A 12,818-nucleotide genomic window follows, 5' to 3' on the forward strand; every position below is an offset into this window, starting at 1 on the left:
AGAGGCAGGACTGGCGCGACGCTTCCGCCCCCTCTCCCGCTTGCGGGAGAGGGTAAGGGTGAGGGCCGTCGGCGCCGACGCCTCGAAAAGAAAGCTCGCCCGACGGACGGGTCCATGCCGGAAAGACCTTCGCCACTTCCCCTCATCCTTACCTTCTCCCGCAAGCGGGAGAAGGGGCGGCCTACGTCGCGCCTTACTCGCCGACCCGCGCCAGCCACTCGTCCTCGGTCAGCGTCTCGATCCCGAGCTCCTTGGCCTTCTCGAGCTTGGAGCCTGCGCCCGGGCCCGCCACCACGAGGTCGGTCTTCTTCGACACCGAGCCCGAGACCTTCGCGCCCAGCCGCTCGGCCATCGCCTTGGCTTCGTCGCGCGTCATCTTCTCGAGCGCGCCGGTGAACACCACGGTGAGCCCAGAGACCGGAGAGCTTTCCGCCCTCGCCTCCATGGCCGAGGGCGTCGCCTCGGCGAGCAGCGCGTCGAGCGGCGGGTCGTTCTTGGGTTCGCGGAAGAACTCCACCACGGCCTTGGCCACCACGGCGCCGATGCCGTCGATGTCGACGATCTCGCGCCAGGCCTCGTCGCCCTTGTCGCCCCGTTCGCCGCTCGGCGACGTCGCGGCCTTCGCCGCCTCGCGCAAGGCGTCGATGGTCGCGAAATGGCGCATCAGGCGCTTGGCGTTGGTCTCGCCGACATGGCGGATTCCGAGCCCGTACAGCAGCCGGTCGACGGTCTGCGACTTCGCCGCCTCGATCGCCGCATAGAGGTTCCTGGCCGAGGTCTCGCCCCAGCCTTCGCGGTTCTTCAGCGCGGTGAGCCGACCTTCGGTCTTCTCGCGCTTCTCCAGGGTGAAGATGTCCGCCGGCTCGCGGATCTCGCCCCACTCGTAGAAGGCCTCGATCTGCTTCTCGCCGAGCCCCTCAATGTCCATCGCGCCGCGCGAGACGAAATGGCGGAGCCGCTCCACCGCCTGCGCGCGGCAGGTGAGGCCGCCGGTGCAGCGCCAGACCACCTCCCCCTCATCGCGCGCCGCGTGGCTGCCGCAGACGGGACAGACATGGGGGAACTCAAACGCCGGGCCCCTGCCCTTCCGGTCAGCGTCGGTCACCCGCACCACCTGCGGGATGACGTCGCCGGCGCGCTGCACCACGACCGTGTCGCCGACGCGGACGTCCTTGCGGGCGATCTCGTCCTCGTTGTGAAGCGTGGCGTTCGACACCACGACGCCGCCGACCGTAACGGGCTTGAGCTTGGCGACCGGCGTCAGCGAACCGGTGCGGCCCACCTGGATGTCGATCGCCTCGAGCACGGTGGTCGCCTGCTCGGCCGGGAACTTGTGGGCGATGGCCCAGCGGGGCGAGCGCGACACGAAGCCGAGCCGCCGCTGAAGGTCGAGCCGGTCCACCTTGTAGACCACGCCGTCGATGTCGTAGCCGAGCGTGGCGCGCTTCTCCTCGATCGCGCGGTAATGCGCCAGAAGCTCGTCGGTCGTCGCGCAGACCGTCATCTCGTCATTGACGGCGAAGCCCCAGCGGCCGAGGTTTTTCACCATGCCCGACTGGGTCTCGGCCGGAACCTCGCTCGCCTCGCCCCAGGCATAGGCGAAGAAGCGCAGCGGCCGCGCGGCGGTGTTCTTCGGATCGATCTGCCGGAGGCTCCCGGCCGCCGCGTTGCGCGGATTGGCGAAGACCGGCTTGCCGGCCTCGACCTGCCGTTCGTTCAGCGCACGGAAGTCGGCGTGCGACATGTAGACCTCGCCGCGCACCTCGATCACCGCGGGGACGTCCTTGCCCTTCAGGCGTTCGGGCACGTCCGCGATGGTGCGCAGGTTCTGCGTCACGTCCTCGCCCACGGCGCCGTCGCCGCGGGTCGCTCCGCGGACGAAGACGCCGTCCTCGTAGCGCAGGGAGGCCGAGAGTCCGTCGATCTTGGGCTCGGCCGAGATCGCGAGCGCCTCCTCGGGCGGCATCTGCAGGAAGCGGCGGATGCGGGCGGCGAACTCCGCCACGTCCTCGTCCTTGAAGGCGTTGCCGAGCGAGAGCATCGGCACGGCATGCCGAACCTTGGCGAACGCCTCCGAGGGCGCCGCGCCGACGGTCTGGCTCGGGCTGTCGGCCGTGACGAGGTCGGGAAACGCGGCCTCGAGCGCGTTCAGCTTCTGGCGAAGCGCGTCGTAGTCGGCGTCCGAGACGATCGGCGCGTCGTCCTGATAGTAGCGCCGGTCATGCGCGCGGATCTCGTCGGCGAGCTTGGCGTGTTCGGCGGCCGCGTCGGGCAGCGAGGGCGGGAGTTCGCCGCCGTCCTTGTCTGTCGTGGCCATCTCAGATCGCCCTTGGGTTCCAGCGTGGCGGAGACCGACTGCGTGCTTCGAGACGCCGTCCTCACGAACGGCTCCTCAGCATGAGGAGGTCGAGGGTGGCAAGCTCAAACGGACCTCATGCCGAGGAGCCTTCGCGCTAGCGAAGGCGTCCGAAGCACGCAGTCCGTCTCCGCCCCGGTCACGCCGCCCTTCCAGCAGCCGGGTGGGCGCCGCCCTGGCCTCCTCGGTCGCCGAGACGCCGCCCTGCGGTCTCCTCGGCATGAGGACCGTTGAAAAAGCGAAAACGATCCTCATGCTGAGGAGCCTTCGCGCCAGCGAAGGCGTCTCGAAGCACGCAGTCCGTCTCCGCCCCGGTCACGCCGCCCCTTCCAGCAGCCGGGCCGCCGCAGCCCTCGCCTCTTCGGTCACCGAGGCGCCGGCCAGCATGCGGGCGATCTCCTCCTTGCGCTCGGGACGCTCCAGCCCCGCGACCCGCGTCACGACCCGCGTTTCGCCGGGCGCCTGCGCCTTCGAGATGAGGAAGTGCGAACCCGCCCGCGCCGCGACCTGCGGGGCGTGGGTCACCGACAGCACCTGCACGGTGCGCGCCAGTCTGGCGAGGCGGGCCCCGATCGCGTCCGCCACCGCGCCGCCGACGCCGGTGTCGATCTCGTCGAAGACCAGCGTCGGGGCCGAGCCGCGGTCGGCGAGCGCGACCTTCAGCGCCAGCATGAAGCGCGAAAGCTCGCCGCCCGAGGCGATCTTGGCCAGGGGCCCGGCGCGCGTGCCGGGATTGGTCTGGACCCAGAACTCCACGCGATCCACGCCCTCGGGACCGGCCGTGTCGGGCTCGACCTCGGTAGTGAAACGGGCGCGTTCGAGCTTGAGGTCTGGCAGCTCCGCCATCACCGCCGCGTCGAGGGTGGCCGCGACCTTGCGCCGTGCGGCGCTCAGGCGTTCGGCGGCGGCGGCGTAGGCGTGGCGCGCCGCCTCAGCCTCCGCGCCGAGCGCCGCCAGCCGCGCCTCGCCGGCGTCGATCTCGGCGAGATCGTGCTTGTATTTCTTGGCGAGCGCCGCAAGCTGGTCGGCCGGCACGCCGTACTTCCGGCTCGCGGCCCGAAGCGCGAACAGTCGCTCCTCCAGCCGCTCCAATTCCCGGGGGTCGAAGGCGGTGGCCTCGAGCGCGGCCTTGATATGCTGCTCGCCCTCGTCGAGCGCGACGAGGGCCGCGTCGAGCGCCTTGATGGCGGGCTCGACGAGTTCCGGCGACGCCGCCGCGCGCCGCTCCAGCCGCCGGATCGCGTTGGCGATCGCGGAAGCGGGCCCTGCGCCGCCGGTCACGGCCTCATAGGCCTCGTTGAGGTCCTCCGCCGCCTTCTCGGAGCGCATCATCGCGGCGCGACGGTCGGCGAGCTGCTCCTCCTCGCCATATTCGGGCGCAAGCGCGGAAAGCTCTTCGCTCGCATGCTTCAGGTAGTCGGCCTCGCGCCGCGCCGCCTCGACCCGTTCGGCATGCTGGCCAAGCGCTTTCTCGGCGGCGCGCCGCGCGGTCCAGGCGCTGCGGACCGCCTCGGCCTCCTGGCCGAGCCCGCCATAAGCGTCGAGCAAAGCGCGGTGGGCGGCCGGGTCGACGAGCGCGCGATCGTCGTGCTGGCCGTGGATCTCGACCAGCAGCGCGCCGAGGCTCTTCAGCGTCTGGACGCTCACCGGCTGGTCGTTGGCGAAGGCGCGGGTGCGCCCGTCGCGGGCCTGCACGCGGCGCAGAATCACGTCGCCGTCGTCGTCGATGTCCTGCGCCTTGAGCAGCGCGCGCGCCGGGTGGCCGGGGGCGAGATCGAAGGCCGCGGTCACCTGGCCTTGGGCTTCGCCCTCGCGGACGAGCCCGCCGTCGCCGCGCCCGCCGAGCGCGAGCGAGACCGCGTCCAGCACGATCGACTTGCCTGCGCCGGTCTCGCCCGTGAGCACCGACAGGCCGCCCTCGAAATCGAGTTCCAGCCGGTCGATCAGCACGATGTCGCGGATCGAGAGCCTTGCGAGCACGGACGATCCCGCGGGAGGGGTTTTGGGGTCAGGCCGGCGGGTTCGCGGCCGCGGTCTTGTTGCCGCCGCCGAACGCGCGGCTGATCCAGCTGTCGTTGTTCTGCTGGGGCTGCAGGCCGGAGCCGTTCAGCAGCGCGTAGCTCTGCTTGTACCAGTCGCCGTCCGGATAGTTGTGGCCGAGGATCGCGGCCGCGGTCTGCGCCTCGCCGACGATGCCGAGCGAGAGATACGCCTCGACCAGACGGTGAAGCGCCTCCTCGATGTGACGGGTCTGCTGGTACTGGCTGACGACGACGCGGAAGCGGTTGATCGCGCCGGTGTAGTCCTTGCGCGCGAGATAGAAGCGGCCGACCTGCATCTCCTTGCCGGCGAGCTGGTCGCGGGCGACGGAGGCGCGGCGCTTGGCGGGCTCGGCGTATTCGCTCTGCGGCCAGCGGCGCACGAGCTCGTCGAAAGCGGCGATCGCGCGCGTCGTGCGCTCCTGGTCGCGGCTCACGTCCGGCACCTGGTTGTAGTAGCTCATGCCGACGAGATACTGGGCGTAGGCCGCGTCCGGGCTCGTCGGATGCAGCTGGACGTAGCGATTGCCGTTGGTGATGGCCTCTTGATACTTGCCGTCGCGATAGGCGACGTAAGTGGTCATCAGCACCGACTTGCGGCCCCAGTCCGTGTACGGATGCTGGCGGTCGACCTCGGCGAATTTCTTCTTGGCGGCGTCATAGTCGCCGGTGTTCAGGCCGCTGAGGCCTTCGTTGTAGAGCTTGTCGGCTGGTTCGTCCGGCGCGAGCTCTTCCTTCTTGTCCTCGAACATCGAGCAGCCGGCGATCGGCAGCGCGAGCGCGACGAGAAGAGCGTTGCGGATCATCCGGCGCCCCCGCGCGGACGAAGCAGTAGACGGACGCACGGCCATCGAAGCCTCTTTCACAAACAGACGGATTCGGCCCCCGGGACCGGCCCGCGCCTTGACGCGGAACCCGACGCACCATGCTGGCGACGGGCGGGATGTCTATAGCCGAAACTCATCTCCGACGCACGCGCGGCTTTTTTGAGACAGGGGATGGAGGGCTCGGCGGCCATGATCCTGCTCCGCTTGCGGAGGAGGGGGACCATGCGCAGCATGGTGGAGGAGACCGCCGCGACGGACCGACAATGCGCGCCCCAAAACGGACGTTCGGGATCGCGCGAAATCTGCGCAAGAAGTTGAGCTTGCCGGAAGCCGTGCTTTGGCGAGCGCTTCGACGCGACCAGCTTCAGGGTCTACGCTTCCGACGTCAGCATCCCATCGGTCCGTTCGTCCTCGACTTCTATTGCCCCTCCGCGCGACTCGCCATCGAGGTCGATGGAGCGGTCCACGATTTCGCAGAGCGACTTGTCCGCGACGAGCGTCGTGACGCTTTGCTCGCCGAGCGCGGGATTCGCACGCTGCGCTTCGCGGCGCGGGACGTCCTGAACGACGAGGGCCTCGAAGGCGTCCTGCTCATGATCGCGGACGTCGCGCTCACCCCCTCGACCGCTGACGCAAGGGAGGAAGCGCGCGGAGGCGACGGCGCCTCTTGATCCTCCTCTGCGACGCGGAGGAGGGGGACCGTGGGCGAAGCCCATGGTGGAGGAGGCCGGCGCTACCCTTTTCAACGGGAAGCAGCCCCGAGATCGTCTCGGCGGCGAAGAAGGGGCCGGAAATCTCAAGCTCGTCGTTTCCGGCGCCGCGACCATGCCGCGCGTCGCGCTCGCCCCTCCACCACCCTGCGGGTGGTCCCCCTCCCCCGCTGACGCAGGGGAGGATCCGAGCGCGAGAGGCAGCGCATAATCGTCAAGCGCTTCCCCAAACGAAAACGGCCCGGACGTCTCCGCCCGGGCCGCTTGGTCGTTCACCTTAAGTCCAGCGCCTCAGTTCGCCTGACGGCGAAGGAAGGCCGGGATCTCGAGCTGGTCGTCCTCGAGGCCGCGGGGATGCTGCGGAGCCGGGGCGCGGCCGTGGGCGTCAAGGTTGCCCTGGGCCGGGCGGCCCATCGGGGGCTGCGCCGGGCGGCGGGCGTAGTCGCTCTGCGGGGCCGGAGCCTGCATGCGCGGAGCCGGCTGCGGAGCGGGCTGATAGGCCTGCTGCGGGGCGTGGTGATGGCCCTCGTCCTCCTGGCCGCGGCCGAGGCCGTTGGCGAGGCGCTGGAGCAGCGTCATGCGCTTCTTGTCCGGCTGGCCGGCGACTTCCGCGTGATGGTTCGCGCGGATCTGCGCCTGGGCCGGCATCGGCAGGTCCTCGATCCGCGGCATGCGCGGACCGCGCGCCGGGGCGCGCTCGGCGTGCGGCGGGATGAAGGGCGCCTCATGGGCGCTCTCCTCAACGTACTGCTCCTCGGCGTGGTGCTCCGGCTCGGCGACCTGCGCGCGCGGCGCGGCCGGACGGATGGTGACGTCCTCGATCGCCGCCACGACCTGTGCGTCGTAGTGGTTCTCGACCTCGGCCGCCTGCTCGACCTGCGCCTGGGCGACGGGCGCCGCCGGGCGGAAGGTCGGGAGCGGCTGCGGCTCGGGCGAGCGGTGGGCCATCGGCGCGGGCGCGGGAGCCGCCGGCTTCACGCGGCTCGCGAGCTCGGCGATGCGCTGCTCGGCCGGGGTCGGCATGCCGGCCTCGAGGATGTGGTCGATGCCGGTGGCGACGACCGACACGCGGATGATGCCTTCCAGGCTCTCGTCGAAGGTGGCGCCGAGGATGATGTTGGCCTCGGAGTCGACCTCCTCGCGGATGCGGGTCGCGGCTTCGTCGACTTCGTAGAGGGTGAGGTCGTTGCCGCCGGTGATCGAGATCAGCAGGCCGCGGGCGCCCTTCATCGAGACGTCGTCGAGCAGCGGGTTGGCGATGGCGGCTTCGGCGGCCTGCACGGCGCGCTTCTCGCCCGAGGCTTCGCCGGTGCCCATCATCGCCTTGCCCATCTCGCGCATGATCGCGCGGACGCGGCGAAGTCGAGGTTGATGAGGCCTTCCTTGACCATCAGGTCGGTGATGCAGGCCACGCCCGAATAGAGCACCTGGTCGGCCATCGCGAAGGCGTCGGCGAAGGTGGTGCGCTCGTTGGCGACCCGGAACAGGTTCTGGTTCGGGATGACGATCAGCGTGTCGACCGCCTTCTGCAGCTCCTCGATGCCGGCTTCCGCCGTCTTCATCCGGCGCATGCCTTCGAAGTGGAACGGCTTCGTGACGACGCCGACGGTGAGGATGCCGGCTTCACGGGCCGCGCGGGCGATGACGGGCGCGGCGCCCGTGCCGGTGCCGCCGCCCATGCCGGCGGTGATGAACGCCATGTGGGCGCCCGAGAGATGGTCGCGGATCTCGTCGATGACCTCTTCGGCGGCCGCGCGGCCGACTTCCGGCTGCGAGCCGGCGCCGAGGCCCTCGGTGACCTGCACGCCCATCTGGATGATGCGCTCGGCCTTCGAGAGCGTCAGCGCCTGCGCGTCGGTGTTGGCGACCACGAAGTCGACGCCAACGAGGCCGGCGTCGATCATGTTGTTGACCGCGTTGCCGCCAGCGCCGCCGCAACCGAACACGGTGATGCGGGGCTTCAGTTCCCGGATGTCCGGCATCTTCAGGTTGATGGTCATCTCAAGCCTCTAGAATTTTCGCGCCAACCGCGAGTCGTTTCAGTCCTCGGCGATCGGAGGGCGCGCTTGGCCCCTGCCGACCGACGGCCGCCGCGCCGCCGGTCAGAAGCTCTCTTCAGCCACCGGCCGACCCGGTGGATGTACGTGTCCTTTTGCGGCTGCGAGCCGCCGCGACGCATCCGCCGCGGGTCGACATGCTCGACGCCGGCGACTTGCGGATAGACGAGCAGCCCCACCGGGGCCGCGAAGGCCGGGCCCTTGGCCGCCTCGGGAAGACCGCGGGCGCCCAGCGGGCGGCCGATGCGGACCGGGCGGTCGAGGATTCGCCGCGCGAGCTCGGGCAGGCCCGTGAGCTGGCAGGCGCCGCCGGTCAGCACCACGCGGCGCGCCTCGGAGGCGTGGCCGGAGGCGCGAAGGCGATCGCGCACGAGCTCGAGGGTCTCCTCGACGCGCGGCTTGACGATCTTCACGATCATCGACTTCGGCAGATAGTTCTGCGCCTCGAGCTCCGCCTCGCCGACCGGCGTGACGGCGATCTGCTCGCGCTCGTCGGCGATCGAGGGAAACACGCTGGCGTGCAGGGTCTTGAGCCGCTCCGCCTCGTCGATGGAGGTCGAGAGGCCGCGGGCGAGGTCGAGCGTGACGTGATGGCCGCCGAGCGCCACCGCGTCGCAATGCACGAAGGATCCGCCCTGGAACACCGCGACCGAGGTCGCGCCGCCGCCCATGTCGATGAGCGTGACGCCCATCTCGCTCTCGTCGTCGACGAGGCTCGCGAGACCGGCCGCGTAAGGCGCCGCCACCATGGTCTCGACATTGAGGTGGCTGCGTTCGACGCAGAGCGTGAGGTTGCGCAGCGGAGCGCCCTCCGCGCTCACGATGTGCATGTCGACGCCGAGCTGCTGGCCGACCATGCCGAGCGGGTCGCGCACGCCGCGGGTGGCGTCGAGCGCGAAGCCGGTCGGGATCGAATGCGCCACGGCGCGGTTCGGGCGCACGGTGTGGACGCAGCCCGCCTGCAGCACGCGGCGGATGTCGCGGTCCTCGACCGGGCGGCCGGCGATGTCGACCTCGGCGTGAAAAGTCTCGGAGGCGAGGCGCCCGGCGGAGATCGACGCGATGACGCTCTCGATCTGGACGCCGGCCATGCGTTCGGCGGCGTCGACGGCGAGGCGAATGGCCTGCTCGGCCGCCTCCATGTCGACGATCTTGCCGCCCTTCACGCCGCGCGAGCGCTGGTGGCCGACGCCGATGAGCTCGACGGTGTGGCTGCGGTCGGGAAGCGCGTCGCCGGCCTCGGTGGGGCGCAGGCGCGCCACCATGCACACGACCTTCGAGGTGCCGACGTCGAGCGCCGACACGATCACGGCCCGGCGGCCCGGCAACGGCCGCATCTTCGGCACGACGCCGTAGGGGAACGCGCCGCTCATATCTGGCCAGCCTTCTTCTTGGCCTTGGCGGCGGCCTTGTCGGCCTCCGCCATCTGGGCCGCGGCCTCGGGCGAGAGGCGCACCACGATCTTCGCGGGGGAGCGCAGGTCCACCACGTTGATCCACTTCGCGAAAACGTTCTGCTTGGCCTGGAGCGACTCGAGACGCGCCAGCGCGGCCGCATAGCCGATCTCGGGCAGCTTGACCTCGACCCCGGAGCGCAGGCGCAGGTTCCAGCGCCGCTCGGCGACGAACACCGCGGCGTAGGTCTCCTCGCGGATCTTCGGCGCGAGCGCGAGCGCGTCGAGCAGCTTCTGGGCCTTGAGGTTCGCCGACGGGCCGACGACCAGCGGCAGATGCGCGAAGCGCGAGTCGCGGAACTCGTCGATCGGCGTGCCGTCCTCGGCCAGGATCTGGACCTTGCCGTCGTGCTGCCAGAGCGCGAAGGGCTTGCGCTCGACGAGGTTCACGGTGAGGCGGTCGGGGTAGAGCTTCTTGACGGTCGCGTCCTGGACGAGCGGGTTCGCCATCAGGCGCTCGCGGGCCGCGCGGACGTCGAGGAAGGGCAGCGCGGTGTCGTCCTTGACGCCGAGCGCAAGCAGCACCTCGTCGTCGGTCAGCGCCACCTGCCCCTCGGTCTGCACCGCGGTGATGCGGAAGCCCATCAGGTTGGCGGTCGTGACGTGGGCGTTGAGGATTTCGTCGCGCACCGTCGGCCAATGGCCGCCGTCGATCATGCCGAGCAGGCCGGTGCCGCCGTAGAGGACGGCGACCAGCGCGAGGCCAAGGCGACGCTTGCGCGCGACGCGCTCGAGGCGGAAGCGGAGGGATGACCAGCGGCTCGCGCCGATCACCTCGTCGACGTCGTCGATGTCGGGGCGCTGGACGCGGGCCTCGCCGGCCGCGCGCATGTTGGGATCGGTGCGGTAGACCAGCGTGGGCTGGGGACGCGATGCGCGAACGGGCGGGGCCGCGAGCTGCGGCTCCTCTACCGATCTAAGGACGCGTCCTCCACGAGCCATGTGACGAGCTCACCAAACCCCATGCCGACATAAGCGGCGAGTTCCGGCACGAGCGACGTCTCCGTCATGCCGGGCTGCGTGTTCACTTCGAGGCAGACGAGTTCGCCGGTTCCGTTGGGACGATCGTCGAAACGGAAGTCCGCTCTGCTGACCCCGCGGCACCCGAGCGCGTGGTGCGCCGCGACAGCCAGTTTTCGGACCTGTTGGTAAACAAAGGATGAAATTTCGGCCGGGAGAACGTGCTTCGAGCCGCCTTTGGCGTACTTGGCCTCGAAATCGTACCAGCCGTCGGAAGGGAGAATCTCGATCACGTCGAGCGCCTCGCCGTCTAAGACAGCGCAGGTAAGTTCCCGTCCCGCCACGAATTTTTCCGCCAGCAGCAGCTCGCCGTGGGGCCAGTCCTCGCGGGTGAGCTCCTGCGGCGGGTGGACATGGTCTTCGTTAACAATCAGCACCCCGACCGACGATCCGCCGTCGACAGGCTTGAGAACGTAAGGCGGCTCGATCGGATGCGCCTTCGCAGCCTCCGCGCGTGTGACGACTTTGCCACGCGCGACAGGAACTCCTGCGGCGGCCATCACGGTCTTGGCCCGCTCCTTGTGCATCGCGAGCGAGGAGGCCAGCACGCCGGAATGCGTGTAGGGGATGCCCATCAACTCGAGCAGGCCCTGCACCGTGCCGTCCTCGCCGAAGCGGCCGTGCAGCGCATTGAAGCAGACGTCCGGCTTCACGCGCTGGAGCACCTCGGGGAGGTCGCGGCCGACATCCACCCGCGTGACCTGAAAGCCCTTGCTCTCCAGAGCCTTGGCGCAGGCTTCTCCCGACCAGAGCGAGACCTGTCGCTCCGAGGAGAGCCCGCCCATGAGGACGGCGACGTGCTTCGACATGCGTTCCCCCGAATGCTTCTTGTCGTCATCCCGGACGGCGCGACGCGCCGGGCCGGATCGTGTTCAGGACAAAGCGCCCGCGACGCGCGCGCCGAGACGAACTGCGTGCTTCGAGACGGCCCTGCGGGCCTCCTCAGCATGAGGAGCGTGGTGGAAGCTCAAACCTGACCTCATGCTAAGGAGCGGCCTCTGGGCCGCGTCTCGAAGCACGCAGTCGGCCTCCCCAAGGCCTTTCCTTACGCCGCCGTCCCGATCCGCTTGATCTCCCATTCGAGCTCCACCCCGGACGTCTCGCGCACGCGGCGGCGGACCTCCTCGCCGAGCCCCTCGATGTCGGCCGCGGTCGCGCCCCCGACATTGATGAGGAAATTGCAGTGCATCTCGGAGACCTGCGCGCCGCCGATCCGGTGGCCGCGCATGCCGGCGGCGTCGATCAGCTTCCAGGCGGAGTTTCCGGGCGGGTTCTTGAAGGTCGAGCCGCCGGTGCGGCTCTTGATCGGCTGGTTGGTCTCGCGGTGCTCGGCGACGGCGTCCATTTCGGCGCGGATCTCGGCCTTGTCCCGAACCTCGCCCTGCATCAGCGCGCCGGTGAAGATGACGTCGGCGGGCGCGGAGGAGTGGCGATAGGTGTAGCCCATCTCGGCGTTCGAGAAGGTCCGCTTCGCGCCCGTCCGATCGACGCCGTAGACTTCGACGACGCGCTGGCAGGTCTCGGTCCCGTTCGCGCCCGCGTTCATGCGCAGCGCCCCGCCGATCGCGCCCGGAATGCCGTGGTAGAACGCGAAGCCGCCCAAACCGGCCTCATGGGCCGCGAGCGCGACGCGCTTGTCGGCCGCCGCGGCGCCGACAAGCAGCCGATCCGCGCCAACGCGCTCGATGCCGGCAAAAACTCTTGCCGAGCCTCACCACCACGCCCGGCACGCCGCCGTCGCGCACCAGGAGGTTCGAGCCGAGGCCGATCGGATAGAGCGGCGTTTCGGCCGGCAGGCGGGAGAGGAAATAAGCGAGGTCGTCCTCGTCTGACGGAGAGAACAGCGCTTCAGCCGGCCCGCCGACGCGGAACCAGGCGAGGTCGCCGAGCGCTTGGCCCACGACGAGCTTGCCGCGCAGATCGGGCATGAGGGCCGTGAGGCGATCGGGGAGAGGCGGAGGTTGGCTGTGCATCGCTCGCGCTTAACGGCCGCTACGGTTCTGAACCAGATGGCGGTTCGGGGAAGTGACGTTCGGTCATGACATCTATCGCCGCCTCGAGGGGCCCGAGATCGTCCTCATAGACGCTCCACAGGATATCGAGGTCGACCCGCTGATAGACGTGGCGGATGATGTTTCCAAGATTGGCGACGGCCGGCCAGTCGATGTCGGGAGCGTCCGTGGCTTTCCATTCGGCCGGGATATGTCGAGACGCTTCGCTCACGATCTCGAGGAACCGCTCGAAAGCCGCGCGGGCGAACCTGTCGGTGCGGAGGGTGGTCGATCGTCTTCGCGTCGAGGAGCGACCGGATATCCTGAATGGCGACGCTGATATGACCGAGCCGGTCTTTGACCTT

Annotated in this window: 8 protein-coding genes and 2 pseudogenes; 1 reads left to right on the forward strand and 9 read right to left on the reverse strand. The window is 69.8% G+C overall.

The window, feature by feature from the left end:
- Positions 1 to 193: 193 nt before the first annotated feature.
- The 3 genes from ligA to K6K41_RS04355 form a co-directional block, all read right to left on the reverse strand.
- Positions 194 to 2,317, reverse strand: a complete 2,124-nt coding sequence (ligA, locus tag K6K41_RS04345) for an NAD-dependent DNA ligase LigA (protein WP_261404060.1) — start codon at positions 2,315 to 2,317, stop codon at positions 194 to 196.
- Positions 2,318 to 2,671: 354 nt separating this feature from the next.
- A complete protein-coding gene (recN, locus tag K6K41_RS04350) occupies positions 2,672 to 4,336 on the reverse strand; it encodes a DNA repair protein RecN (protein ID WP_261404061.1) in 1,665 nt (554 codons plus the stop codon).
- Positions 4,337 to 4,364: 28 nt separating this feature from the next.
- A complete protein-coding gene (locus K6K41_RS04355) occupies positions 4,365 to 5,246 on the reverse strand; it encodes an outer membrane protein assembly factor BamD (RefSeq protein WP_378146401.1) in 882 nt (293 codons plus the stop codon).
- Between the two features lie 239 nt (positions 5,247 to 5,485).
- On the opposite strand from K6K41_RS04355, the gene K6K41_RS04360 reads away from it, so the two are divergent.
- Entirely contained in the window at positions 5,486 to 5,893 is a 408-nt protein-coding gene (locus K6K41_RS04360) for an endonuclease domain-containing protein (protein WP_261404063.1), read from the forward strand.
- Between the two features lie 330 nt (positions 5,894 to 6,223).
- Here the strand turns inward: K6K41_RS04360 and ftsZ are convergent.
- The 6 genes and pseudogenes from ftsZ to K6K41_RS04390 all read right to left on the reverse strand — a co-directional run bounded on the left by ftsZ (position 6,224) and on the right by K6K41_RS04390 (position 12,796).
- Positions 6,224 to 7,932, reverse strand: a pseudogene (gene ftsZ / locus K6K41_RS04365) (cell division protein FtsZ).
- Positions 7,929 to 9,362 carry a cell division protein FtsA gene (gene ftsA / locus K6K41_RS04370; RefSeq protein WP_261404064.1) on the reverse strand — a complete coding sequence of 478 codons (1,434 nt, stop codon included), beginning with the start codon at positions 9,360 to 9,362 and terminating at the stop codon, positions 7,929 to 7,931. The pseudogene ftsZ and the gene ftsA overlap by 4 nt, the downstream one beginning before the upstream one ends.
- Positions 9,359 to 10,273 (reverse strand): cell division protein FtsQ/DivIB, encoded by a 915-nt coding sequence (locus tag K6K41_RS04375; protein WP_261404065.1) that lies wholly within the window; start codon positions 10,271 to 10,273, stop codon positions 9,359 to 9,361. Before K6K41_RS04375 ends, ftsA begins: the two co-directional genes overlap by 4 nt.
- Positions 10,274 to 10,350: 77 nt before the next feature.
- Positions 10,351 to 11,271, reverse strand: a complete 921-nt coding sequence (locus K6K41_RS04380) for a D-alanine--D-alanine ligase (RefSeq protein WP_261404066.1) — start codon at positions 11,269 to 11,271, stop codon at positions 10,351 to 10,353.
- Between the two features lie 236 nt (positions 11,272 to 11,507).
- Positions 11,508 to 12,435: pseudogene (gene murB, locus K6K41_RS04385) on the reverse strand (UDP-N-acetylmuramate dehydrogenase).
- Between the two features lie 19 nt (positions 12,436 to 12,454).
- The gene (locus K6K41_RS04390; RefSeq protein ID WP_346433449.1) at positions 12,455 to 12,796 is read right to left on the reverse strand and encodes a HepT-like ribonuclease domain-containing protein; all 342 of its coding nucleotides are present in this window, start codon (positions 12,794 to 12,796) and stop codon (positions 12,455 to 12,457) included.
- Between the last annotated feature and the right edge of the window lie 22 nt (positions 12,797 to 12,818).

The organism is Chenggangzhangella methanolivorans (assembly GCF_019797865.1).
GTDB classification, from domain to species: domain Bacteria; phylum Pseudomonadota; class Alphaproteobacteria; order Rhizobiales; family Methylopilaceae; genus Methylopila; species Methylopila methanolivorans.